The organism is Arthrobacter sp. YN, assembly GCF_002224285.1.
Classification (GTDB): Bacteria; Actinomycetota; Actinomycetes; order Actinomycetales; family Micrococcaceae; genus Arthrobacter.
Genome location: NZ_CP022436.1, coordinates 2,981,206 through 3,005,102 on the forward strand (window position 1 = coordinate 2,981,206; position 23,897 = coordinate 3,005,102).

Genomic DNA, 23,897 nt, shown 5'->3' on the forward strand with positions numbered 1-23,897 from the left:
GGTGCAACTGCCACCCACGGGTCCCCAAGAAGCTCTTCGGACCTGTCCTTGAAGGAAAGGAGTCTGGAGGGCAATCTGCTGCTGCTTTGTCCAGACTGTCACAGGATGATCGACGATAGAGTCAATGAAGGCCTTTACACACAGGAACTGCTGGAGGCTAAGAAATCCGAACATGAACTGCGTGTAGCCAAGGCGACGAACTTTGAAGTTCTACGCAGAACCATGGTGGTCACGACCAGAAGCCGGATCCGGGGAACCAACACTGCTATCTCCGAAAGGGAGGTCGCCGAAGCCATGGTGGATGCTGGACTGGTTGTTCACGTCAACGATGGCCGACCCGTCCACATCGTCATCAAATTCGATGACGATGAGCAGGACCCCTGGGTGTGGGATCGGGGTATGAAGCAGATCCGGGACGCCATCCGAGAACTTAAACATACAGGCGAGGAGGGCAGAGTAGATCATGTATCGTTGTTCCCTCTCGCACCGATTCCCCTGTTGGTGTACTTGGGGTCGAGACTCGATGACAAGCTGTCCGTAAGTTTGTTCGACCGCCACCGCGGGGGTCAGCAGAACGTGTGGTGCTGGCCCAAGCCGACCGGAACGTCCCCAACCTTTCAAGTGCTGAAGCAAAGTTCACCCGGCTCGGAAACGGAAGTCGTGGCAGCGGTGTCCGTATCTGGATCCATTTCGCATGGAGACCTCCCCGAGGATCTTGCATCACTACCACTAGTGACGCTGTCCCCGGCGACGGGAAGGCCCGCCCCGGGGCTCATAGGTAGCGAGGACGCCCTTGATGAGTTCTCCCAAGCATGGCGACTACTGCTCGCCGAAGTCGAAGCGCAATGGCCGCAGGCAACGCGGCTCCACGTAATCGCCGCTGTTCCCGCCAGCGCGGCAATTCGCATGGGGCAGCACCGTATGAGAGACGTTCACCCCGGTTTCGTTGTGTACCAACGAACCGACACAGGCACATATTCAGCCACACCGGAAATCCGGGACTAACGGTAGTGCGTCCAAGCCACTAACCGCCGAAAGTGCTTCCACCGGCCAGCAATCTGGCGTGCTCAAGTCAGGGCGGGGTTTCGGCCGTAGTAACTGCGGTCTTTCCTAGGCAGCGCCAAGAGGCAAAAAGACGTGTGGCCTGCTGTTGCCGGCATGCGGCAAGGATATGACGTGCGTCCCCGACGGGGTCGCTGCAGATTGCATGTGCTTTCCCAGCAAACTAGTGAGAACAGCCGCGACTGAGGCGAGGTCGGCCGCAGACCCATGGAATGTCGGGACGGAGCATCCCCTGGTCGGGATGAGTTCGACCCCGTCCTCAGGTTCCTGCCAGAGCTTGTGGAAGATCTCTAGGTCAGCATCCGCTTTTATCGCTTGCCCTGCCATATCATCTACAGTCGATGGTTGCAGCGACGAGGACGGTGCACAGACGTTGAGGAGTCCCAATGTTCCTGTGGCGGCATCGGTTGCGACCTGGGCAATAATCGCTTTGCATCCAGAATGTGCAGCTATGACATCGAGAACCTGTGTGATCGCGTTGCTCACGGTGGCGTCAATGATGATGTCTGCCGCCAGACAGTCCGTGAAGTTTTCCGGGATGGCTCCAGCCACCACATCGACTGATAGATCGTCCCGGATGTCTTGGACCCGGACAGCCAGCGCTTCTGCCTTGGTAAGACCGATGTCTCCCTCAGCGTAGTTTTGCCTGACCAAGAGGCCTCCGGTGATTACACCGGGGTCGCAAAGCGTTATGCGGGCTACGCCAGCACGCGCGACGAACTCCGCTATCCATGATCCGAGCCCGCCACATCCCCATACATGGACAGACTTGCCGAGAAAGCCACTAACGGGTCGGCTCTGGTCGCGGCGGGTAGTGACTTCGTGCCGTTCGTCAGACATCTTGCACCATTCGACGTCGATCCTGTTCTTGAGCTTCGTGGTATCTAGTGTGATGGCTGTGCCTTGATTTCGAGCAACTTCCCTCAAGGCTTCGGCGGCAGCTGAGGGAAGGCGTCCACCTAGCAGATGGGGCGCTCCCCCGCCTGGGTGAGGGACGCAGAGGACAAAGTACTGGGGAGATCCTCCAGGGTTCCTCAGTGCACAAGCAGCTAGGGCACTCACAAACGCATCCGATTTCTTTCCACCGACTGAGCCGTTCAGATCGCCCCGTCTGAGGTATGGATTGTCAATCAGATAAAGCAGATCAACGAAGGACGACGAGGCTCCCAGAGGCAGTGCCGAATCCAGCCTGAACACGGGCGTTCTCAGGCCCACCATGTGGGTCGAAAATGTCAGATCCAAACGGTGGGAAGACCGCTCGACGAGGCGTGCCACCTGATGACTTTCGAGAGCGTCACCTTCCCGGACCACTATCGTTGGTGTCCCGACAGACTGGTGCAGTACGCCACCGACGGCGTGATACATGGACGTTCTGGGGTCAAAGCGCGCCCCCACAGCGTCTGCCAGCCAGCCCCACAAACGGTTAAGCATCCCAGCCATGCCGAGTGACGGATACCATTCTCGGGACGGATCCAGGAAAAGGCATAGGCGGCGCCCTTGAAGGACGTGCGGAAAGCCGATAAATCGAAGATGCTTGACGTCAACAACGGGTGGTGTCAGAGCGGAATCTCCGATGCGGATGACAAATTCCTCCTCGTTTCGGAGTCGCAATCCCTCTGGCTCCTGTAGCAGACCGCTGGTGTTTAGCACCACGGCTACCACCGCTTCGCCTCCTGCTTCGAGTTTAGGCTGTCCTTCAACGCGGATTTCCCCCGGCTGATTCTTACTGAGGTCCTTAAGCTCAGAGAGGAGCTGTCGCTGCCATGATGAGAAGATCGGCCTCCGCCGCTTGGTCATCCAGCCCGACCCGACCGAGAGACGGAGGACGCCGCAGCCGTTGCCCCGGTGGGAAACTTTGCGCTGCTAGTAAAGGTTGCCGGTGCTTTGAAGCCTTCGCCGAAAATCCCCTGCCAGAGTTTGACGCTCTTTTCCTTGTCAACTTCCAAGTAGGCTGCTTCTATTTCCGCTGCATGTGCATGGATGCGATCCCGGAAGTAGCTGTATGTGGACTGAGTCCATCGGTGATCGAAACTGGCTCCCGACCCCGAGGGATCAGCAATGCTCGGTTTGTCCGGGCGAGCCTGAAGCCAGTCGTCAAGATCGTTAACGACATGGAGCAGGGTAGTCGGAACGTCCGCGTAGTAGCCGGGATCCAACAAATCACGGACCTCTGATACTTGGGAGCCAAGCAACGTGGTCAGCAGAATGGAACGCGTCCCAGTGAAGGAATTCTTGTGATCGCGGAGATACTTCATCAGGCGGATCACTTTTCGGAGATTGCCGTTGGCAATGGCGTCCTTTGACCGCATCCAATCTGTAAAACCCTGTGGATGTGTCTGTTCCCAATTATTTGCGTCACGGTTCACAATGACTTCGCGACCGTCGCTCAACTTCAGATGCGGGACTATGTCGACGTGCATCGAGTTCGCGTACCCAACCCGGACGCAGCGGCATTTCCGCGTGTGTGGCATGTTTCCATAAATGCTGTGGCGGTGGATGGCAGCATAAACCTGATCAAGGTATGCACCCGGATTGTCGGCCCAATCGGGGTTTTCCTTCATATTGAGCATAAAATCTGCATCGAACTCGTTAGTTCCCACCGGCTCGATGATCGTACGATGAGCCCAGGAACCTTGGGGGGACTTTCCGGACACAAGAGAGCCAACTACGGCGTCGTTTTTGAGGGCCTTGTAGATCGCATTCACCCGTTGATCGAGGAGGTCCAACTTCACCTGCCCAAGATTGACGGTGTCTTTTAGGAGAACGTTGAAATGACCGGCTAGCTGCAAGGTATCTCTCCATCGACGAGGGTACTCATTGGTAAGTGGTTGGTGCGCGGGTGGCTTCCTGTTGAAAGATCCGGCGTGTGCGGAAGGAAATTCGCGCGGAGGGCCAAGTTGAACACAATTGGTTCCACTTGGAACAGGCTCAACTAGTTTGGAATCTCATATCCCAATTAGGCCTAAGGCACGGCACCACTGATGAAGCACTCCGTGGACCCAGGCGCCAGAGGCGAAGGGTCAAGCGATCCGTGTTGGCCAAGATAGTTGGCACCGTGCCAATCTCTATGTCACGGCGCCAACTAACTCGTCAGTTGTGCCAACTAAGTCGTCAACTCACACGGACAGCGATTGCTCGCTGCCCGCCCTCAATAAAACGAGTAGTGCTTAGAACTCCCAGTCCTCATCCTCCGTGTTGACAGCCTTGCCAATCACGTAGGAGGAGCCCGAGCCGGAGAAGAAGTCGTGGTTCTCGTCCGCGTTCGGGGACAGGGCCGACAGGATGGCCGGGTTCACGTCGGTGACGGACGCCGGGAACATGGCCTCGTAGCCGAGGTTCATGAGGGCCTTGTTGGCGTTGTAGTGCAGGAACTTCTTGACGTCCTCGGCAAGGCCGACTCCGTCATAGAGGTCGTGGGTGTACTGGACTTCGTTTTCGTACAGCTCGAAGAGCAGCTCGAAGGTATAGTCCTTGATTTCCTGCTTGCGGGCCTCGGAAACCTTCTCCAAGCCCTTCTGGAACTTGTAGCCGATGTAGTAACCGTGCACGGCCTCGTCGCGGATGATGAGGCGGATGAGGTCGGCCGTGTTCGTGAGCTTGGCGCGAGAGGACCAGTACATGGGCAGGTAGAAGCCCGAGTAGAACAGGAAGCTCTCCAGCAGAGTGGAGGCAACCTTGCGCTTCAGGGGATCGTCGCCCTGGTAGTAGTCCATGACGATCTGGGCCTTCTTCTGCAGGTTCTCGTTTTCGAGGGACCAGCGGAAGGCATCGTCAATCTCCTTGGTGGAGCACAGGGTGGAGAAGATGGACGAGTAGGACTTGGCGTGCACCGACTCCATGAAGGCGATGTTGGTGTACACGGCTTCTTCGTGCGGGGTGATCGCGTCAGGGATCAGCGAAACGGCGCCAACAGTGCCCTGGATGGTGTCCAGGAGAGTGAGGCCGGTGAAAACGCGCATGGTGAGCTGCTGCTCATCCGGCGTCAGGGTGTGCCACGACTGGACGTCGTTGGACAGCGGCACCTTTTCCGGGAGCCAGAAGTTGTTGACCAGGCGGTTCCAGACTTCCACGTCCTTGTCGTCCTGGATCTTGTTCCAGTTGATGGCCTCGACGTGTGTCAGCAGCTTGACCTTTTCGGTCATTTCATCCCCTTAAAGCGATGGTTTTCTTGAGATAAGCCTACGACGGCGGGTGGGAACCCGCCGTCGTGCTCTTTAGTTTTGAGTGCGGCCAGAGCCGCAAATTAATCAACCGATAAAGGCTGATTACAGCATGCAGCTAACGCAGCCTTCCACCTCAGTGCCCTCCAGCGCGAGCTGGCGGAGACGGATGTAGTAGAGGGTCTTGATGCCCTTGCGCCATGCGTAGATCTGGGCCTTGTTGATGTCACGCGTGGTGGCGGTGTCCTTGAAGAACAGCGTCAGGGACAGGCCCTGGTCCACGTGCTGCGTGGCAGCAGCGTAGGTGTCAATGATCTTCTCGTAGCCGATTTCGTAGGCATCCTGGTAGTACTCCAGGTTGTCGTTGGTCAGGTACGGAGCCGGGTAGTAGACGCGGCCGATCTTGCCTTCCTTGCGGATTTCGATCTTGGCGGCCACCGGGTGGATCGACGACGTGGAGTTGTTGATGTAGCTGATGGAACCGGTAGGCGGTACGGCCTGGAGATTCTGGTTGTAGATACCGTGCTCCATGACCGAAGCCTTCAGCTCGCGCCAGTCATCCTGGGTGGGGATGTGGTGGCCGGCGAAGAGCTCGGAGACGCGTTCCGTTGCCGGAACCCATTCCTGCTCGGTGTACTTGTCGAAGAATTCACCCGAAGCATAGGTGGACTTCTCGAAGCCGCCGAACTTCTGGCCGGTCTCGATGGCCAGACGGTTGGAAGCGCGCAGAGCGTGGAACAGCACCGTGTAGAAGTAGATGTTGGTGAAGTCCAGGCCCTCTTCGGAACCGTAGTGGACGTGCTCGCGGGCAAGGTAACCGTGAAGGTTCATCTGGCCAAGGCCGATCGCGTGGCTCTGGGCGTTGCCCTGTGCGATGGACGGCACCGAGTTGATGTAGGACATGTCGGACACAGCGCTGAGGGCGCGGATGGACGTCTCAATGGAGCGACCAAAGTCCGGCGAATCCATGGTCTTGGCGATGTTCATGGAACCGAGGTTGCAGGAAATGTCCTTGCCCACGGTCTCGTAGCTGAGGTCTTCGGCGTAGATGGACGGCGAGGAGACCTGCAGGATTTCCGAGCAGAGGTTGCTCATGGTGATTCTGCCGTCGATCGGGTTGGCCCGGTTCACCGTGTCTTCGAACATGATGTACGGGTAACCGGACTCGAACTGGATCTCCGCGAGGGTCTGGAAGAATTCGCGGGCGCTGATCTTGGTCTTCTTGATCCGGGAATCGTCAACCATCTCGTAGTACTTCTCGGTCACCGAAATATCGGAGAACGGGACACCGTAGACCTTCTCGACGTCGTACGGGGAGAAGAGGTACATGTCCTCGTTCTTCTTGGCGAGCTCGAACGTGATGTCCGGAACCACAACACCCAAGGAGAGCGTCTTGATACGGATCTTCTCGTCGGCGTTCTCACGCTTGGTGTCCAGGAAGCGGTGGATGTCGGGGTGGTGGGCGTGCAGGTACACGGCACCTGCACCCTGGCGGGCACCGAGCTGGTTGGCGTAGGAGAAGCTGTCTTCGAGGAGCTTCATCACGGGGATGACGCCGGAGGACTGGTTTTCGATCTGCTTGATCGGGGCACCGTGTTCACGGATGTTGGTGAGCGAGAGCGCCACACCGCCGCCACGCTTGGAGAGCTGGAGCGCGGAGTTAATGGCGCGGGCGATCGACTCCATGTTGTCTTCGATGCGGAGCAGGAAGCAGGAGACGAGCTCGCCGCGCTGTGCCTTGCCGGCATTGAGGAACGTAGGCGTAGCCGGCTGGAAGCGGCCGTCGATGATTTCGTCGACGAGGCGGTTGGCCAGGTCTTCGTCGCCGCGAGCCAAGTGAAGGGCAACCATGCAGACGCGGTCTTCGTAGCGCTCCAGGAAACGCTTGCCGTCGAAAGTCTTCAGCGTGTAGGACGTGTAGAACTTGAAGGCGCCGAGGAAGGTCTCAAAGCGGAACTTCTTCTTGTACGCGCGGTTGAAGAGGTCGCGGATGAAGTTCATCGTGTACTGGTCGAGGGTTTCACGCTCGTAGTACTGGTTCTTCACCAGGTAGTCGAGCTTCTCTTCCAGGTCGTGGAAGAACACCGTGTTGTTGTTCACGTGCTGCAGGAAGTACTGGTGCGCAGCTTCACGGTCGGCTTCGAACTGGATCTCGCCGTTGGGGCCATACAGGTTCAGCATGGCGTTGAGCTCGTGATAACCCAAGCCCTTGAACGCTTCAGGCAGCGGCTTCTTGACCGTGTCCACAGCGCCCCCGGTTACTTCTGTTTCTGCGACAGTTGTGTCCAAAACTTTTCCAGCCCTTCGTTGACCCGCTGAACGTCTTCCGGCGTCCCCATGAGTTCAAATTTGTAAAGATGCGGCACCTTGCACTTGGCGGAGATGATGTCCCCCGCTGCGCAGTAGTTGTCCGCGAAATTGGTGTTCCCCGCTCCGATAACACCGCGGATCAGTTCCCTGTTCCCGGGATCGTTAAGAAATCTGATGACCTGCTTCGGCACCGACCCTTCGCCGTTTGTTCCGCCGTAAGTGGGCAGTACAAGGACGAAGGGTTCGAGGGCTTGAAGCGGGGCATCCTGGGCATACAGCGGAATGCGCGCCGCATCCGTACCCAGTTTCTGGACGAATCGTTTGGTGTTCTCGGAGGTCGAGGAAAAGTAGATGAGGTGACTCCTCGTGGTCACAGCTTCCGCAGCATCGCGTACGGGTGCCGCTGCCAGCGGTGCCATGGGAGTCACCTCGACTACATAGGAATTCTTAGTGTGCTGTGGTGGCGAAGTTTGAATGAAACTTAGGCCACGGAGGAAACGGCCTGGGCCAGTTCCTCGATCTTGTCCGGGCGGAAACCAGACCAGTGGTCCTGCTCGGTGACGACAACCGGAGCCTGCATGTAACCCAGTGCCTTGAGGCGCTCAAGGGCCTCGGCATCCTGGGAGATGTCGACACTCTGGTAGGCAATGCCCTTCTTGTCGAGTGCCCGGTAGGTTGCGTTGCATTGAACACAGGCCGGCTTCGTGTAAACCGTTACGGTCATGATCCCTGTCCCCTTAGTTGAAGTCTGTCGCTCTTCGTATCTGGCGGGCTCAACCGGAACTAGCTACTGAATCCGATACCGGCCCGCGGGCTGCCGTGACAGCCAACACGCTCTGATTTTGTCTTGTGCTGGTTTCCCGCTCAATCCGTAAATCGATACTACATGTAGTGCAAGCGCCGAACTGGAACCCCAAGATGATGTATTACAAGTATGTCATTCAATCCACCGCTCGTCCACAGGCGAGGGCCCTCAAAATGTCCGTGATTCCGCCAAATTGAGAGATGTCATCCACACCCTGTGGACTACTTAGCCACATTTAATCTCCAGCGTGTCGCCGGGATACGGCGTGTCGTGGCACTTTGAAAATGTGGCGTGGCGAACAGCTAAAATCTGCTGATGGTCAATCTCCTCCACCTCCGGACGCTCATGGAAGTAACCCGTTTGGGTTCCTTTGCTGCTGCCGCCGCCCAGCTTGGCTACACAGCCTCGGCAGTCTCCCAACAGATGGCCGCGCTGGAACGCGATACCGGCGTCGAGCTTTTCCAACGGTCGGCGCGGAGCGTCGTTCCCACGGAAGCTGCCGTGACCATGACCCGGCACGCATCGAAGGTACTGACCGACGTCGAAGCCCTCATGGCTGCGGCTTCACGCACCAACGACTCCCCCGCGCAGGAACTGAGGCTTGGCATCTTCCCCAGCCTTGCCACCTACGTGTTGCCGGAGATCCTCCGGAACGATCGGTGGAACGGGCTGGGCATTGAGCTCCGTGTCTCAGTGGCGGAACCCGCCCAAACCATCCAGGGCCTGCGCAGCGGCGGCGAACTGGATGTGGCACTGGTCTACCAGGTGGGACAGTCCGGACTGGCCTGGCCGCACTCCCTGGAACGGCAGTGGATCGGAGACGACGACTTCAGGGTGGTGCTCCCGGCGTCCTGGAAAATCCGGGAGGACGCCGAGATAGAAGCCGCGCATCTGTCCGACATGCCGTGGATCGTCCACCACCCCGGCACCAGCGACGCCCTGGTGATTGAACGCCTGTTCGCCAGCTGCAACCTCCACCCACGGGTGGTGGCCTACAGCGACGACTTCCACGCCAGCCTGGAGATGACCGCCGCCGGCCTGGGTGCCTCGCTGGTACCCGAACTGGCGCTCCGGAACCGGCCATCCGGCGTCGTGGTCCTTGACGTCCCGGACATTCGCCTGGCGCGTAACGTCTTCGCCCTGCTCATCAACGAAAAGCGGACGGCGCAAGTGCAGTTGTTCACACAACTGCTGGCCGACACCCTCCGGGAAACCTCCGGCAGGAGCGGACTTCACCCCCTGAAATCCGCGCCTGTCAAGGGTCCGCAACGGCGCAGGTGAAATATCCCCAAGTGCTGGAACCCGCCGGTTGATGGGGTTAGATTGATCACATGGGCAAGGTAGCGAGCAAACATTTTGGGGAGATCGAGCTCAATCACGGGCGTGAACATTGCTTCGTCGCGAGACACGAACTCGCCGGCAACCAGTTGGAGCTGGACCTCAATGTCACCGCGCACGACCACTTCGATGAGGCCGCAATGCGCAAGGTGGACTACAGGTTGCGCTTCCTGCCCGAACTCGTGGACCAAGTCAGGGAAATGATTGCCGAAGAGCTTGACCAGGACGGCACCAATCCCCAACAATTCCTGCATTTCCATAGCTCACAGCTCAAGGACGAGCAGCTGGAATCGGTCTTCGGCGTCCGGGACAAGGGCCAACTGACCAATGATGTGTTCCTCAAGGCCCTCAAGCTCGGCCACGTGGCCATCTACCCCGGACAGCCGGAGCGGTATTTTGTCCTGGATTTCACCCTCGGATCTCATTTCACCGACGAGCTCCTGGTGGTCGCGGCCGACGAAGACGGCGTGGTGGATGACGAAATCCTTTGGGAGTAGCAAGCAACGCTTAACAGCGAACGACGGCGGCCGGTCACCTTGTGGTGACCGGCCGCAGTCGTTGTTGTCCGATGTGAGACCCAGGATTCGTGAACTTTGTTCGCCGAAAGGTTCACCATGGCCTGTCAACGCGCGGGCCATCATCAGGACCGCGCAGGTAGTCTCCGCGTTCCTGCCCCTCCGAGCGTTCCCGTTGGGCTTGTTGCGCGCTCTCCTCCAACTGTTTGAGCTGTTCCTGTGGAGCCGTGGACGGGGATTCGCCGGAAGGCTGCTGCGCCTTGCCGCTTTGCGGCTTTCCTTCGGCGATTTTGTTCGTGAGCCGGTCCTCCGCCGCGTCAAGGGCTGCGCCCTCGCCTGCGGCGTTGGCGGGACCAACAGCATGGCATTGCGGCGGTGATGCTTCCGCGGCAGCAAGTCCTTCTGCAAACAGCTGGGCCGCAGCGTCACCGCCCCCTGCCGCGTCCCCCATTTTCTCGATGCTCAGGACAAGGTTGACCCGGACTTTGCACTCGTCATCACCTGGACCAAGCCGCAAAGCTGTCTCGAAGTCTTCCCGTGCAGCAGCGAAGTCATCCGCCAGCACCCGGGCGTCCCCGGAGGCGAACGACGCCTTGTGTGGCTCCACGAAGTTGAGTACATGGAGCCAGGAGGCAGCCCGGGCCACGTCATTTCCCTGACCGGCGGCGTAGGACTCCGCGGCTGTACCACCCAGGACGCCCACGCTGAGGAGTTTCGCGGCAACTGCGAGCGCCAGCAGGGCCGGTGGCGCGGTCCACAGCGCAAGGCGGAGTCGCCGTCGTCGTGCGTTATGGGTCATGGTGTGCGCTCCTTTGCTGCTGCAGGCCGGAGGTTCAGGAGTGCGGCGAGGTGGCGCAGTGGTTCGTGCAATGCCAGCAGGAAGGCAGCCAGGGCGAGGAGCCAGTAGAGCTCAATGCGTCCGGGGGTGTCTGCGTCGCTGATGGTGAGGGCACCTGGCTGGGCTTTTGCAAGCATGTCCGACGGCGGCTCTGTCCCGGTCCGGTGTGCGTAGGGGAGGCGGAGTTGCTCGGCGATAGCGCGGAGTTGGTCTTCGTCGATGCGTGAAACGGCGTCCTGCGTCGTGTCGGAGCTGCGGTCCTTGAGGTAGCCGGCGTCGGCATCCGGGGTTTCCTTCATGCGTCCTCCCTGAGGGGTGCCGTATCCGAGGACTGCTCCCCCGGCTACGTTGGCGGCGTCCATGGCCGCTGGCCGCCCGGCGCTGGTGTTCTCGCCATCGCCGGCGTAGAAGACCAGAGCAGGCCTGCCCGGGTGTTGCTCCTTGGCTGCAGCAAGCCGCTCTTTGAGCAGCTGTGCTGCACCAGTAACGCTGCTTCCCTTGGCGTATCGGGCATTTTGGGGTTGGAGCGTGGTCATGGCGGTCTGGAGCGCGGTGGCGTCGCGGGTGAGGGGCATGCGGACAGTGGCCTTGTTGTCGAAGGTAATCAGGGAGAATTTGGCACCGGCGAGCTCCTTGGCTATCGCCATCACGTCGCGTTGGGCACCCGACAGCCGGGTAGCGGAGCCGTTGTAGTCTTCGGCCGCCATGCTGGTGCTGGTGTCCACCACGAAGAAGACGTCCATCTCCGCAGTGGCGGTGTTGGCCTGTCCACCGGGCCAGCCCGGCCGGAGCATGGCGAGGAGCAGAAGCACGACGGCGGCGCCCCGCAACGCTGCCGGCCTCCCGTTCCGTGTCAGGGCCAGCACAGTGAACACCAGCACGGCGGCGAGGGCCAGGAACAGCAGGGGCCACGGAATGATCGGGGCGAAGGTCATGGTTCCAGCCTCCAGCCGAGTACCAACATGCCCGTTCCGGCAACCAGGGCAATCCCGAGCGGCCAGGCGGGAGCATCGGCTACCACCGCCTGCGGAGCTGCACGGTAGCTTGTGGCTTCTGTTTCCTGCACTTTCCCCACGATGCCCGGCACGGCCTCAGCGCCGTCCACGGTGTAGTAGGCGCCCTCGGTCCGCTCAGCGGCAGCCCTGAGTTGGGCACCGGGTTCATCAGGTTGGTTGCCGTAGTCCATGTCGCTGGGGTTCAGTGCGTAGACTTTCACGTTTTTGTGGACTGCCAGTGCTGCTGCTTCCTCCAGGCTGAAGATCGGCTCGCCGGAGAGGAAGTTGTCAGTGGCCAGCACCACGGACCGCGAGCGCTGGGCATCGGCGGCGCCTGTGTCATCGGGAAAGCTCTTCACGCAGGACGCCAGGCCGTCGCCGATCAGTGAGGAGCCTGCACCGTTCCAGGTGCCGTCGAAGAAGGATCCTGCCCCGCTGTCCAGGGCTTCCTTGGCTTCGGCGAGCTGTTCGGCGGCGTAGTCGTAGTCGTCCGTGAGGGGAAAGAGTTGCACGCTGCTGCTGTCGAAGATGACCATGCCGATCCTTTCGCCGTCGAATTCCTTGGCGAGTTCCCGGAACACGGTGGTTATGGCGGCGTCGGTGCTGGTCATGGATCCGGACACGTCCAGGCAGAGCACGATGTCCCTGTTCCGGATTTCCGGTTGCTCCGTGGTGCGCAGGATGGGCCTGGCGGCGGCTGTAGCGGTGGCGGCGAGGAACACGGCGCCCAGCATGACTGCCACCATCAGCCGCAGGCGGTACCTGCGTAGTGCGTGCTGGTACTCCGGCAGGTCGGTCAGGCGGTCACCGTGCGCGATGGGCCGGGTCTGTGGAGGACGACGACGGCGGTACAGCCAGGCGCTGATGGCCACCGCTGCTGCGGCAAGGGGAAGGATCCACCAGTAGCTCAGTTCCATCCGATCACCACCTGTCGCGCAGCCTCTGCTGAGTGCCCCACGGGGTGGAGTGGCACACGGGAGAATTCGTTGGGGTAGATGCCCGCGATTCCTTCAGCAAGTTCCTCGAGACCTTGGCGGCGGAGATCTTCCAGCGTCATCGACGTGACGGGTAGCCCCGTGGCTGCCCCGGCGAACTCCCGCACGAGGAAGCTAAGTCTTTGGTGGGCGTCGCGCACCGGTATCCGTCCGGCGTCGGCGTCTTCTGCTGTGGCGTTGATGGCCGCGAGGCACGCAGAACGCAGGGCGTCCAGGTCCTGCTGTGGCGGTCCTTGTCCGGCTGGTGGTCTCCGGCGAATGGGCCGGAAGATCCAGGCGTACCAAGCACCCACCACCACCACTATCAGCAGGCCGGCCCAGAGCCATTGTGGCTGATACTGCAGCGGTGCGTAGAAGCCGGCATCATCCTGCACGGTTTCCACCCCCAGCGGCACCCCTGGCAGTTGTCGCACCCGAACGGTGCTTCTCAAGGAGTGCAAAGACGGCAGGCAGGACGTCCGCACTGCCTGAGGTTTGTTCCTCGGCTATGCCCAATCGGCGGAAAATGGAGCTGCGGCGTTCTCCGCGTTCCACCATGGCAGCTTCATAGGCTGCCTGGATCTTGCTGTCGGCGGCCAGCAGCGCGGGGATTCCCTGCCCCGTGCCCACATCCGTACTGTCCGTGGCACCTTTGTCTGCCACCGGTGTGAGGTTCGCGTCCCGCACGGTCAGCCACAGGACTTCGTGCCTGGCCCGAAGCCTGCGCATCAGCCCCTCAGTACGGGCATCGGGCATGAACTCGTCAGTCACGGCAACAACGAGCAGGCGTCCCTTCAGGTATCTCAGGACGTAGTCGAGTTGCTCCGCGAGGGAACTGGGCGGCCCGTCCAGGGCGACGCCCGCATCGACCTCCTGCAGCAAGCGTTCCAGGTGCTCCTCGCCGCTGCGGGGAGGTACATACCGGGTTGTGGTCTCGTTCCCGTGCAGGAGGCCGACGTCGTCACCGTGGCGGCACGCCAGATACCCCAGCACTCCGGCTGCCTGCACAGCGATGTCCTTCTTGGATTCACCAGACAAAGCCTGGGCAGCCATGGTCCGTCCGGTATCCACCAGCAACAGCACTGAGTGACGGCGAACCGCCACATACCGCTTGACCAGGGGCGATCCGTGCCGTGCGGTGGCTTTCCAATCAATATCCCTGACTTCATCTCCAGGAACGTAGGCCCGCAGCTCATCAAAGTCCAGGCTGCGGCCTTTGAAAACGGAGCCGTATTCACCATCGAGCAGGGTCAGTGTCCTCCGGTGGGCGAAGATGAACAGCTTCGACTTAACCCGGCGAAGCAGGCTGGGCACGCGTAGTCCCCGCTACGGTGTCTGGACAGACGCCACGACGGCATCAATGACAGTTTCCACCGGGACGCCTTCAACCACAGCATCGAATCCGAGAATGATGCGGTGCCGCAGGATCCGGTGGGCGAGGTTTTTGACGTCCTCGGGAATCACGTGGTCACGGCCGTTCAGCAAGGCCAGGGCCCTGGCTGCCTGGCTGAAGGCAATGCTGGCCCTGGGGCTGGCACCGAACTCCACCAGGTTGGCGAGCTTGGGCTCCAGATATTGGGAAGCATTGCGGGTGACGTAGGCAAGGCCCACGATGTACCTGACGATCGCGGGGTCGATGTAGACCCGTCGCACGAGTTCCTGGACCTGGACAACAGCGTCCAGTGAGGCAGCAGCCGGCGGCCTCTGGTCGGCATCGAACACACCGGCGTCAATCCGGCGGATGACTTCGGTTTCCTCGGCCGGACTCGGGTAGTCCAGGACATCCTTGAGCATGAAGCGGTCCATTTGGGCCTCGGGGAGCCGGTACGTCCCTTCCTGCTCAATCGGGTTCTGTGTAGCCAGCACCAGGAACGGCTGCGGCAAAGGGTAGGACTCGCCACCGATGGACGTCTGTCGTTCCTGCATGGCCTCGAGCATGGCACTCTGGGTCTTCGCGCTGGATCTGTTGATCTCATCCAGCAGCACGATGTTGGCATGGACCGGACCCAACTGAGTGACGAATGTTCCTTTGGCGGCATCGAAAATTTGTGTGCCCGCGATGTCACTGGGCAACAGGTCCGGAGTGCACTGGATCCGGCGGAACTCCGCGCTGACCGATTCCGCGATGGCCTGGGCCGCAGTGGTCTTGGCCAGGCCCGGCACACTTTCAAGCAGCACGTGGCCGCCCGTCAACAAACCGATGACCAAGGTCTCGCGAAGCCTGGCCTGGCCCACCACTTTGTTCTCAAAACTCCGGATGATGCTGCCCACGAGTTGTTGGGCACGGGCCATGTCCGGTGCATCGATTCCGGCCGTGGCAGTGGTCTGTTGCACTCGTGGTCCCCTCGCTGGCGTCTGACGTCTCCCGGCAGGCGGCCGGCCAAAAAGCCGGGCATCAGTGCTTCCGCCTGCATGGGCCACTCTATCCAAGCCTGACCTGTTCAGGGCCGCAATGGGGACCCCTCCCCATGCAGCCCTCCGAGGTCTATCCTTTTGCCATGCATCAGCTACCAGCCGCCTATCAGAAGTACCTCGCCGCACAGGACCAGCACGTCATCGACGCCGTTCGGCCCGTCCTCCTGCAATCAGCCGCCGACGAGCGCCACGGGGTCCGGATCACCTACAACACAGGCTCTACCGGACATCAGGCCCACCTGGACGAGTCCATACCGTACGGCGAGATCATCGAGGACATCGACTGAGCGCCGCTAACCCTTCATAGCTCCAGCTAGCCCTTCATGGCTCCAGACAGGGCAAAGGAGTTCCCCATGCCCCGGGATACCAGCGCGTAAAGCAGAAGCACCGGGACCGAGTACAAGATGGAAAACGCGGCCAACTGGCCGTAGGCGATCGCTCCGTGCTGGCCGAAGAAACTGAAGATGGACACCGCCGCCGGTTGCTTGCCCGGCGACAACAACAGGATGAAGGGAACAAAGAAGTTTCCCCACGCCTGGATGAAGACGAAGATGAACACCACACCCAGCCCCGGCCTCATCAGCGGCAGGACAATCCTGCGCAACGCCGTCATGGCCGACGCCCCGTCCATCCAGGCCGCCTCCTCCAGTTCCAAAGGAACCGAGTCCATGAAATTCTTGGTCATCCAGATCGCCATGGGCAAAGTAGTGGTTGCCATAAAGAAAATGGTTGCCGCCATGGAATCCAACAATTGAAGTTGGACGAACAACCCATACACGGGCACCATAATGGCCGTCACCGGCAACGAGGTGCCGAACAGCACCGTGTACATGAACGGCTTGTTGAACCGGGACTGATATCTGGACAACGGATACGCAGCCAGCACAGCAGCAAGGAGGTTCACCACAGCCGTACCGGCAGACAACCACAAGCTGTTGGCCAACGGCTGAAACAGCAGCTCAGGAGTCAGCACCGCACTGAAGTTGGCGCTCGACGGCGCCGAGGGCACCTTGGTCTGGTATCCGGCCTGGGGATCGACGGCGGCCAGCAGCAACCACAATAAAGGCGCCACAAAGCAGACCCCGATCACGGCCAAGGCGATATCCGCACCCAACCTGGCTCTGGAACGGGAGGTGCCACCCGTCGTCGTGCCTGTTGTCTTCTCCCGCGCTCGCAGTCCCTTGGTGGTCATGGGCGACGGTCCCTCAGGAGCCGAACGTAGACGGCACCGAACACCATGCCCAACAGGATCAGGACCGACGCCACCGCTGTTCCGTAGCCGATGTCGCCAAACTTGAACGCCTCCTGGTACGCCAGCACCGGCAAGGTGGTGCTGGCGTTGGCCGGACCGCCCGCCGTCATCACCCAGATAAGGGTGAAGACGGCCAGTGTCTGGAGCGTAATCAACATCAGGTTGGTGGTGATACTGCTCCGGATCAGCGGCAGGGTAATGAACGTGAGCCTCTGCCACCCCCGGGCGCCGTCCATGAGCGCGGCCTCGGAAATGTCCCGTGGTACGTCCGCCAAAGCTGCCCGGTACACCAGCATGGAGAAAGCGGTGCCCCGCCAGGTATTGGCCAGGATGATCGCCACAAGGGGGAACGAATACAGCCAGTCCACGCCGTCGACACCGACGATGCCGGCCAGTTGGTTCAGAGCTCCGTCCCGGTTGAAGTAGGCATAGGCAGCAAACGCTGCCACAATTTCCGGGAGCACCCAGGCCGCAACAACTGCCGTTCCCACTACCGAAGAGACCACCTTCCGTGAACGCGTCATCAGCAGCGCAATCAGCAGGCCCAGCACATTCTGCCCCACCACCGCCGACGCCACGACAAAGACAACGGTCAGCCAGGCCGACAGCGGAAACGAGTCATCGCTGAACATCCGGGCGTAGTTGTCGGCGCCCACCCACTGCGGGTCCTGCGCTGCTTTGCCCGTCAACGCAGCGTTGGTGAAGGACGCGTAAAACGACCAAGCCACCGGGGCCACAAGGAAAAGCAGGAGCAGCAGAATCGACGGAACTACCGGCAGGAGCCGCAGGACGCGGCGGATGGTCATTTCTCCAGGACCTTGTCCTCACCCACAAGCTTCCGGACGGTGGCATCGTATTCTGCTGCGGCGTCCTCGGGGCTTTGCTTGCCAGTTATCACTGACTCCGTGGCCACTTGGACGGCGGTGGAAATCTTCGGATAGTCAGCAGTGGCGGGGCGGTAATGTGTTACGGCCACCAGGTCTGAGACATCCTTGACGAACGGGTTGGCTGCCAAATAATCCGCTTCCGCGGCGACATCGGTCCGGACGGCAATCTGCGAATTGTTGATGTCGTACGCCAACGCGTTCTTCTTGTTCAGTGCAGTGGTGAGGAACTTGAAGGCAAGGTCAGGGTTCTTGCTCTTCGCACCCACCGCAAGCGTCCAGCCGCCGGACATACTGACACCTCCGGGCTCCTGGCCATTCCTGGTGGGGAACATCGCGACGCCCATGTCCTGCTCATATCCTGCCCACTCGTACGCCCCACCCTTTTGCCAGAACGACGGCGTGTAGGAACCTTCCACGGTGGCCGCCAGTTTGCCCTGCGGGAACCACTCGCCAAAGACCTTCTTCCAGACGTTGGCATCCAAGGCCTCGGCGGGGCTCACTGCGAGTTTTTCGTCGTAGAGGGTCTTCAAGAACGCCAGTGAGTCAGTAAATCCCTGGGACCCGACTACCCACTTCTTGGCGTTCTCGTCATACAAGGTGCTGTCTGTCCCGTAAAGGAGTTCATAGAAGCCCTGCATGACCGTGCCCTCGCCAGTCCCCTTGCCTGCGTACATGTTGAAGGCGATCACGTTGGGATCGGATGCCTTCACGGCACGGGCCGTGGTCAGGATGTCATCCCAGGTCTTTGGCTGCCAGGGCAAGGAAATGCCCGCCTTTTGAAGGACTGCCTTGTTGTACCAAATAGCTCTGGTGTCCGTACCGAGCGGCACCGCATAAATACTGCCGTCATCTGCCCGGCCGGCCGCTTTGGCTGCTTCGTTGAAAAGGGACCAGTCGTCCCACTTCTCAAGGTAGCCATCAAGCTTAAGGAGGTACCCGGCGTCGACGTCCGAGCGGACCTTGAAGGTGTCCTCGTAGAAGACATCCGGCGCCGTGTCAGCGGAACGCTGCGCCAGGGCAAGCTTGGTTCCGTAGTCGTCATCATTGGCCTGGATGGGCTGAAGCTCAACGGCAACCCCGGCGTTGGCTGCCTCGAACTCCTTCTTGGCGTCCTGCATGACGGCGTCGAGGGCAGTAAAAGCATCCGTTTTCTGATAAACGATCTTCAGCGTCTTGTTCCCGGCCGCGTCAGGCGTAGGCGAACAGGAGCTGGCTGCCACAAGGACGGCGGCGGCTGTAGCGATGGCGGCAAACTTCCCCGCCACCTGCTTCATACCAGCTAACTTCATTGGGCGGCCCATGGTGCTCCAATCCGTCAAACGTCGTGCTGATTCAGCCTTCCAGAAGGAGCCGCTGGGCCCGCGGTGCCAGCATGTGCTCCAGGACGAGACAGGCGGCACCGATGGCGCCCACGTCCTCGCCCACTCCAGTGCCTACAACTTCCAGGTCATGGATCATGCGGGCAGCATTGTTCCTGTCCAGCAGCTCCGGGACCCGTTCCAGGAAGTAGGGCGACATACGGCCCCAGAAGGGACCACCGAAGACCACGCGCTCCACATCCAGGGTATTGGTCACTACGGACACGGCACGAGCCACCAGGGTGGCCGACTTGTCCAGAATGGCAATGGCTTTTTGGTTCCCGGCGTCGGCTTGGTCGCACAGTGCTGCAAAACGCTCCTGGACCTCGGGACCGTCTGCCCCCTCACGGTGACCGTCCAGGACACCGGCTGCTTCTGCTTCGGCTACCAGGACCTGAGGAATGCAGGAGGACTTAACGCATCCGTGCAATCCGCAATCACACAACGGACCGGAAGGGTCAACCACGATGTGGCCGATTTCCCCTGCGTTGCCGGAGGTTCCACGCACTACTTCGTCGTTAAGCACGATTCCGCAACCGATGCCGGTACCCATGTACATGAAAACAAAGCTGCCGGCACCGCTCGCGCCCCCGGCCCAGGTCTCGGCAACAGCTGCGCTGGTGACGTCCTTGTCAACCAGGGTCTCCAGCCCGGTGGCTTCGCTCAAGGCCTCGCGGATCCGCACCCGGTTCCACCTGGTCAACAGGGGCGGCTCCACTACGGAGCCTTCATCCAGGTCAATCGGCCCAGGAACGGCAACGCCAAGACCAGCGATCTTGGATGCGTCCACGCCCGACTCTTCGACCAGGACCTTGATTTGCGCGGCGATGCTGGTGATCACGCCGGCGGGGTCGCCGCCCGGGGTGGACATCCGGGAATGCCTGACGACGTCGCCCAAGAGGTCAAGAACCACAAATGTGATAACGGCCGGGTCCAAATGGACGCCGATGGCATACATCCCAGCCGGGTTCAACCGAAGGATGGTCCGCGGCTTGCCCGGCCCCGATCCTTCCTTGCCGGCCTCGACGATCAGCTTTTGATCCAGCAGGCGCCGGGAAATATTGGAAATGGTTTGGGGCGAAAGTCCAACAATCTGTGCCAACTCCACGCGGCTGAGTCCCTGCGCTGACCGCCGGATCGCCTCCAGGATGACGGTCAGATTGAAGTCCCCCATACGGGGTAGATTCGTTCCGCGCCTCGGTGTCGGCTGCCGGATCTCAGTCACTGATGCCCCTCGTCATTCGGAAAAACTTCGTCGAATTTAGTCTCTGTCTGCATCGTACGATACCCACAGCCCCACAGGTACGAGCACACGCTGGCGACGAAGTCAGGGGTTGGTAACGATGCCACTGAATTGTATGCGACAGCTTCCTGGACCGTGCCTTGATGACGGTGCCCTCAGGATTTGAGGCTGCGCGTCACCGTGAACTTAGGGTTGCGGCCTTCCTCCGACGTAGGCCCTATGAGCCGTTCCAGCGCACCCCGGTACTGCAAGTGACTGTTGTAGACGGTCCACAACTCCCCACCTGGCGCCAGCACCCGTCCGGCGGCTTGGAACATCTTCAGCGCAGCGCCTGCATGGACACTGGCTCCTACATGGAACGGCGGGTTCAGCAGGATGAGGTCCGCGCTGCCGGGTACAAGCGTGGACATCGCGTCATCATGAAGGACGGCCACCCGGTCCCCCACCTCATTGGCCGCCGCGGTACCCCGGGCCGAGGCAACAGCAGCAGCGGATTGGTCCGTTGCCACCACGTTCGCCTCCTCATGGCGCCGTGCATACATGGTGGCCAGGATCCCCGTGCCACATCCGAGGTCCACCACGCGGCGGGCAGCCGGCATCCGGTCCAGGAAGGTCAGCAGGTAACGCGTCCCAATATCCAGGCGGGCGCCGGAGAAGACGGCGCCATGTGCGCAGACCGTGATTCCCAATTCCTGCAATGGTTCCACAACGGGGAACGGTGGCGTGTCCGGAACCGGTTGGGGATCCCTGGCAATGAGCACCCTGGATTTCTGACGGGCGAGTTGTGGTTGGACGGAGGAGAAGTACTTCTCCAGGACTGAATTCATCCCGGTGGACATATGTTTGACGCGGCCGCCTGCCAACACCACCGTATCCGGCGCTGCGAATCGGGCAACGGCGTCGGCGATTTCCTCCAACTCAGCGAGCGACTTCGGCAATTGAACTAGTACAAGCCCAGCATTGCCGAGCAATTCCCGGCCTAAACCATGGTGGGTGAAACGGCCCTCGAGACCTGCTGTTGCGGCGTTGCGCTCCAACGCGAGTCGTCCCGTGAAAAGGTCCTGGTTAACACGGACATTCCCGACGCCGAGTCCCACCAGCGCACCCAGCGTCAGGGCACCGTAACGGTCGCCAATGACGACAACCCCGGTTTCCTGGCCCACCATTTCTGCCGCTGTTTCCAGCAGAATCCGGTCAGTGGCGTCGTAAGCCTGCAAATTCTCCGCTTCGACGTCCGGGAGCCTGCTCAAGGAGCCAAACAGGGATTCCAGTTCCAATGCCGTCACGATGGAGGTTCTCACTTTCGTTGCGATTTTGACTCGACTTTGTCGGTGCTTGGGAGGAACCTGAGAGTGCAACACGCAAACACCTGGTTGTCCCGTCAGTTTGGTAAACCCAAGACAGAGGCGGCCGGCATACGTCGCGGTGGCCAGGGAGCCAGGCACCGGGACATCCGTCATCCGGCTCCCCCTCCCCTGCGAGAAGCCATGAGTGTCAATGTTGTCACGAACCTGGAAGTAAAGTCCCACAACTCTCCCGACGAAACGCGCCGCCCGGATAAGACCGTTCTGGACCTCGTCACCGTAGGAGAATACACAATCGGCCGTATGACCTTTGAACCCGGTTGGACCTGGGCTGACTGCATCAAACCTGTAGTGGGCACGGACTCCTGCCAGTTGAGCCACGTTGGATTCTGCGTTTCCGGCAAGTTGGACGTTGAAACCGACGACGGCGGCCAGATCAGTATCGCTGCCGGTGACTCCTACACGATCCCGCCGGGCCACAACGCTCACGTGGTAGGCGACGAACCGTTCCAAGGTGTCGAGTTCGTCAGCGGCGCCGAGTTCGCCCGCCCTCCTGGATAAGGCGATTCGGTTTTCAGTACATGCAAAAAGACCCCGCTCAGATGAGCGGGGTCTTTTTCCGAAGTGGAGCTGAGGGGACTCGAACCCCTGACCCCCTGCATGCCATGCAGGTGCGCTACCAGCTGCGCCACAGCCCCGGATTTGTTGATTTTCCGGTGAAGTTTTTCTCTTCCCGTCGAAGCAACTCGTCAATACTAACCACAATCCATCGAGAAGCGAAATCGGTCGACCGTGAACTGCGTCACCCCAAGTCGCGCCGTATGGATCGCGCCTTATCAAGAAACCCGGCAGCCGAGGCGCGCTGGACGAATCCGCCGCGCCTCCCCCCAAACCGGCTGCCCGGGAGCGTGCTGTCATCCAGCGCCGCCCCACATGAAGTCTAAGATCGATACTTCCAGAAACCAAACCGTCCAGTCGGTTTTATCGACAGGGCCGGCCTTGCCCGGTGATAGCGTTATGGGGTTCCAGAGGCGCCACTGCCAGCATTCCGCGACAGAGCATCCGGCCCCACCACATCGCTCGAAAGGTCAGTCGCTACCGATGCAGCAACGTGCGCAGGACACCCGACTGGCAGTCATTGAAGGCGCAGCCCGCGTCTTCGCTGAAATTGGGTACGGAAACGCCAGCCTGGCTGACATCACCAAGCGCGCGGGCGTGACCAAAGGCGCCCTCTATTTTCACTTCACGTCCAAGCGGGAGCTTGCCCTGGCGGTCATCGACGAACAACACGCCTTGGTCCAGTCGGCGGGCTCGGAGATCGCTGGTTCCAACAACACTGCGCTGGAAAAAATCATCAGCCTCTGCAGAATGTTCGGGCAGCAGCTGTTGGATGAACCGATAGTCCAAGGTGGTATCCGGCTCACCTTTGAAGCCTCCGCATTCCAAGCTGACGTTTCCGCCCCGTACCAGGACTGGATCAACACCACCCACCAGTTATTGGCTCAAGCCCAGACGGAGGGGGATGTCCGCACCGATCTGGATGCCGCCGCCTTCGCCCGCTTCTTGATTGCATCATTCACCGGAGTTCAGATGGTCTCCGAAGTCCTCACGGCGCGGGAGGATGTCATGGCCAGGATCGAACAAATGTGGGAATTCATGCTGCCGGCCCTGACATCAGGCGCAAGAAACCAAACACACAGTCCTTGAGTCGCCGACGACCATCTGCGTAAGCCCGAGTACAGCCAGCCGGATCAATTGACTCCGGGCACAAGAAAGGGTCCTGCTTTTCTTGACGAAAGCAGGACCCTTGGTGGTGGAGCTGAGGGGACTCGAACCCCTGACCCCCTGCATGCCATGCAGGTGCGCTACCAGCTGCGCCACAGCCCCATATTCTTGCTGCTTCACGTTCAGCATTTCAGCCATCCGCGCCGAAGCAACTCAAATATCTTAGAACAGCGTTTCCGAAAATTCCAAATCGGGCATATTCGGTTGCCGTGAGTTCCTAGTGCTCGGAGTCCTCCGCGGAAACAGCCTTGGCGGACGCATCGTCACCGAGGTCCAGATCCACCACAGGGCAGTCCTTCCACAGGCGCTCCAGTGCATAGAACACGCGATCTTCGGCGTGCTGGACGTGGATCACGATGTCCGCATAATCGAGCAAAACCCAGCGGCCTTCGGAGCGGCCCTCACGACGCACGGGTCGAAGATCCTGCTTGAGCAGTTCTTCCTCAATGCCATCGACGATTGCGTTGACCTGGCGCTCAGTGGGAGCTGACGCAATCAGGAAGATGTCAGTGAGCGCCAACCGCTCGCTGACATCAAGCGCAACGATGTCTTCGGCGAGCTTATCGGCCGCTGCACGCGCGGCGTGACGGGCGAGGGTGATGGATTGTTCATGTGCAGACACGGGGACTCCTTGTTGTGGCCTGTGGCCTTGGTTT

General features: G+C 60.4%; 24 protein-coding genes and 2 tRNA genes. 6 read left to right on the forward strand and 20 right to left on the reverse strand.

Going from position 1 to position 23,897, the window contains the following annotated elements; all coding sequences use genetic code 11:
• Positions 1–105 precede the first annotated feature (105 nt).
• Positions 106–1,005 (forward strand): SAVED domain-containing protein, encoded by a 900-nt coding sequence (locus CGK93_RS13465; protein ID WP_157731798.1) that lies wholly within the window; start codon positions 106–108, stop codon positions 1,003–1,005.
• 105 nt (positions 1,006–1,110) lie between these two features.
• Here CGK93_RS13465 and CGK93_RS13470 read toward each other — a convergent pair whose 3' ends face one another.
• From CGK93_RS13470 to nrdH, 6 genes are all read right to left on the reverse strand, one after another.
• Positions 1,111–2,859 (reverse strand): ThiF family adenylyltransferase, encoded by a 1,749-nt coding sequence (locus CGK93_RS13470; RefSeq protein ID WP_089595273.1) that lies wholly within the window; start codon positions 2,857–2,859, stop codon positions 1,111–1,113.
• Positions 2,856–3,851 (reverse strand): SMODS domain-containing nucleotidyltransferase, encoded by a 996-nt coding sequence (locus CGK93_RS13475; RefSeq protein WP_089595274.1) that lies wholly within the window; start codon positions 3,849–3,851, stop codon positions 2,856–2,858. The genes CGK93_RS13470 and CGK93_RS13475 overlap by 4 nt, the downstream gene beginning before the upstream one ends.
• Positions 3,852–4,229: 378 nt before the next feature.
• A complete protein-coding gene (gene nrdF / locus CGK93_RS13480) occupies positions 4,230–5,204 on the reverse strand; it encodes a class 1b ribonucleoside-diphosphate reductase subunit beta (protein ID WP_011775019.1) in 975 nt (324 codons plus the stop codon).
• Positions 5,205–5,327: 123 nt separating this feature from the next.
• Positions 5,328–7,448 (reverse strand): class 1b ribonucleoside-diphosphate reductase subunit alpha, encoded by a 2,121-nt coding sequence (nrdE, locus tag CGK93_RS13485; RefSeq protein WP_089597451.1) that lies wholly within the window; start codon positions 7,446–7,448, stop codon positions 5,328–5,330.
• A 32-nt stretch (positions 7,449–7,480) separates the two neighbouring features.
• Positions 7,481–7,951 (reverse strand): class Ib ribonucleoside-diphosphate reductase assembly flavoprotein NrdI, encoded by a 471-nt coding sequence (gene nrdI / locus CGK93_RS13490; RefSeq protein WP_089595275.1) that lies wholly within the window; start codon positions 7,949–7,951, stop codon positions 7,481–7,483.
• Positions 7,952–8,013: 62 nt separating this feature from the next.
• Positions 8,014–8,256 (reverse strand): glutaredoxin-like protein NrdH, encoded by a 243-nt coding sequence (nrdH, locus tag CGK93_RS13495; RefSeq protein ID WP_011775022.1) that lies wholly within the window; start codon positions 8,254–8,256, stop codon positions 8,014–8,016.
• A gap of 396 nt (positions 8,257–8,652) precedes the next feature.
• Between nrdH and CGK93_RS13500 the strand changes: the two genes are divergently transcribed.
• Positions 8,653–9,618, forward strand: a complete 966-nt coding sequence (locus tag CGK93_RS13500; RefSeq protein ID WP_089595276.1) for a LysR family transcriptional regulator — start codon at positions 8,653–8,655, stop codon at positions 9,616–9,618.
• 50 nt (positions 9,619–9,668) lie between these two features.
• Positions 9,669–10,172, forward strand: a complete 504-nt coding sequence (locus tag CGK93_RS13505; RefSeq protein ID WP_089595277.1) for a DUF2004 domain-containing protein — start codon at positions 9,669–9,671, stop codon at positions 10,170–10,172.
• Positions 10,173–10,284: 112 nt separating this feature from the next.
• Here CGK93_RS13505 and CGK93_RS13510 read toward each other — a convergent pair whose 3' ends face one another.
• From CGK93_RS13510 to CGK93_RS13535, 6 genes are read right to left on the reverse strand one after another with little or no spacing between them, the layout of a single operon-like run.
• The gene (locus CGK93_RS13510; RefSeq protein WP_089595278.1) at positions 10,285–10,989 is read right to left on the reverse strand and encodes a hypothetical protein; all 705 of its coding nucleotides are present in this window, start codon (positions 10,987–10,989) and stop codon (positions 10,285–10,287) included.
• Positions 10,986–11,963 (reverse strand): vWA domain-containing protein, encoded by a 978-nt coding sequence (locus CGK93_RS13515; RefSeq protein ID WP_198318223.1) that lies wholly within the window; start codon positions 11,961–11,963, stop codon positions 10,986–10,988. Before CGK93_RS13515 ends, CGK93_RS13510 begins: the two co-directional genes overlap by 4 nt.
• Complete coding sequence (locus CGK93_RS13520) at positions 11,960–12,940, reverse strand: vWA domain-containing protein (RefSeq protein ID WP_089595280.1); 981 nt, start codon at positions 12,938–12,940, stop codon at positions 11,960–11,962. Before CGK93_RS13520 ends, CGK93_RS13515 begins: the two co-directional genes overlap by 4 nt.
• Complete coding sequence (locus CGK93_RS13525) at positions 12,931–13,401, reverse strand: hypothetical protein (RefSeq protein WP_232481316.1); 471 nt, start codon at positions 13,399–13,401, stop codon at positions 12,931–12,933. Before CGK93_RS13525 ends, CGK93_RS13520 begins: the two co-directional genes overlap by 10 nt.
• The gene (locus CGK93_RS13530) at positions 13,382–14,311 is read right to left on the reverse strand and encodes a DUF58 domain-containing protein (RefSeq protein WP_089595281.1); all 930 of its coding nucleotides are present in this window, start codon (positions 14,309–14,311) and stop codon (positions 13,382–13,384) included. Before CGK93_RS13530 ends, CGK93_RS13525 begins: the two co-directional genes overlap by 20 nt.
• A gap of 12 nt (positions 14,312–14,323) precedes the next feature.
• Positions 14,324–15,331 (reverse strand): AAA family ATPase, encoded by a 1,008-nt coding sequence (locus tag CGK93_RS13535; RefSeq protein ID WP_089595282.1) that lies wholly within the window; start codon positions 15,329–15,331, stop codon positions 14,324–14,326.
• A 134-nt stretch (positions 15,332–15,465) separates the two neighbouring features.
• Here CGK93_RS13535 and CGK93_RS13540 point away from each other — a divergent pair, with 134 nt between their 5' ends.
• Positions 15,466–15,699: a hypothetical protein gene (locus CGK93_RS13540; RefSeq protein WP_089595283.1), complete on the forward strand. Its 234-nt coding sequence runs from the start codon at positions 15,466–15,468 to the stop codon at positions 15,697–15,699.
• Between the two features lie 26 nt (positions 15,700–15,725).
• On the opposite strand, the gene CGK93_RS13545 is transcribed toward CGK93_RS13540, so the two are convergent.
• The 5 genes from CGK93_RS13545 to CGK93_RS13565 form a co-directional block, all read right to left on the reverse strand.
• The gene (locus CGK93_RS13545; RefSeq protein WP_089595284.1) at positions 15,726–16,604 is read right to left on the reverse strand and encodes a carbohydrate ABC transporter permease; all 879 of its coding nucleotides are present in this window, start codon (positions 16,602–16,604) and stop codon (positions 15,726–15,728) included.
• Positions 16,601–17,470 (reverse strand): carbohydrate ABC transporter permease, encoded by an 870-nt coding sequence (locus CGK93_RS13550; protein ID WP_089595285.1) that lies wholly within the window; start codon positions 17,468–17,470, stop codon positions 16,601–16,603. The genes CGK93_RS13545 and CGK93_RS13550 overlap by 4 nt, the downstream gene beginning before the upstream one ends.
• Positions 17,467–18,840 carry an extracellular solute-binding protein gene (locus tag CGK93_RS13555; RefSeq protein WP_442856992.1) on the reverse strand — a complete coding sequence of 458 codons (1,374 nt, stop codon included), beginning with the start codon at positions 18,838–18,840 and terminating at the stop codon, positions 17,467–17,469. The genes CGK93_RS13550 and CGK93_RS13555 overlap by 4 nt, the downstream gene beginning before the upstream one ends.
• Positions 18,841–18,883: 43 nt before the next feature.
• On the reverse strand, positions 18,884–20,083 hold the full coding sequence (locus CGK93_RS13560) for an ROK family protein (protein ID WP_232481317.1): 1,200 nt from the start codon (positions 20,081–20,083) through the stop codon (positions 18,884–18,886).
• Positions 20,084–20,307: 224 nt separating this feature from the next.
• Complete coding sequence (locus CGK93_RS13565; protein ID WP_157731800.1) at positions 20,308–21,453, reverse strand: class I SAM-dependent methyltransferase; 1,146 nt, start codon at positions 21,451–21,453, stop codon at positions 20,308–20,310.
• 186 nt (positions 21,454–21,639) lie between these two features.
• On the opposite strand from CGK93_RS13565, the gene CGK93_RS13570 reads away from it, so the two are divergent.
• Positions 21,640–22,017, forward strand: a complete 378-nt coding sequence (locus CGK93_RS13570; protein ID WP_089595289.1) for a cupin domain-containing protein — start codon at positions 21,640–21,642, stop codon at positions 22,015–22,017.
• Between the two features lie 64 nt (positions 22,018–22,081).
• On the opposite strand, the gene CGK93_RS13575 is transcribed toward CGK93_RS13570, so the two are convergent.
• Positions 22,082–22,154 (reverse strand) — tRNA-Ala (locus tag CGK93_RS13575).
• 403 nt (positions 22,155–22,557) lie between these two features.
• Here CGK93_RS13575 and CGK93_RS13580 point away from each other — a divergent pair.
• Positions 22,558–23,163 (forward strand): ScbR family autoregulator-binding transcription factor, encoded by a 606-nt coding sequence (locus CGK93_RS13580; RefSeq protein ID WP_089595290.1) that lies wholly within the window; start codon positions 22,558–22,560, stop codon positions 23,161–23,163.
• A gap of 104 nt (positions 23,164–23,267) precedes the next feature.
• Here CGK93_RS13580 and CGK93_RS13585 read toward each other — a convergent pair.
• Both CGK93_RS13585 and rsfS read right to left on the reverse strand, forming a co-directional pair.
• Positions 23,268–23,343 (reverse strand) — tRNA-Ala (locus CGK93_RS13585).
• Between the two features lie 115 nt (positions 23,344–23,458).
• Entirely contained in the window at positions 23,459–23,863 is a 405-nt protein-coding gene (gene rsfS / locus CGK93_RS13590; protein ID WP_089595291.1) for a ribosome silencing factor, read from the reverse strand.
• Positions 23,864–23,897: the final 34 nt, after the last annotated feature.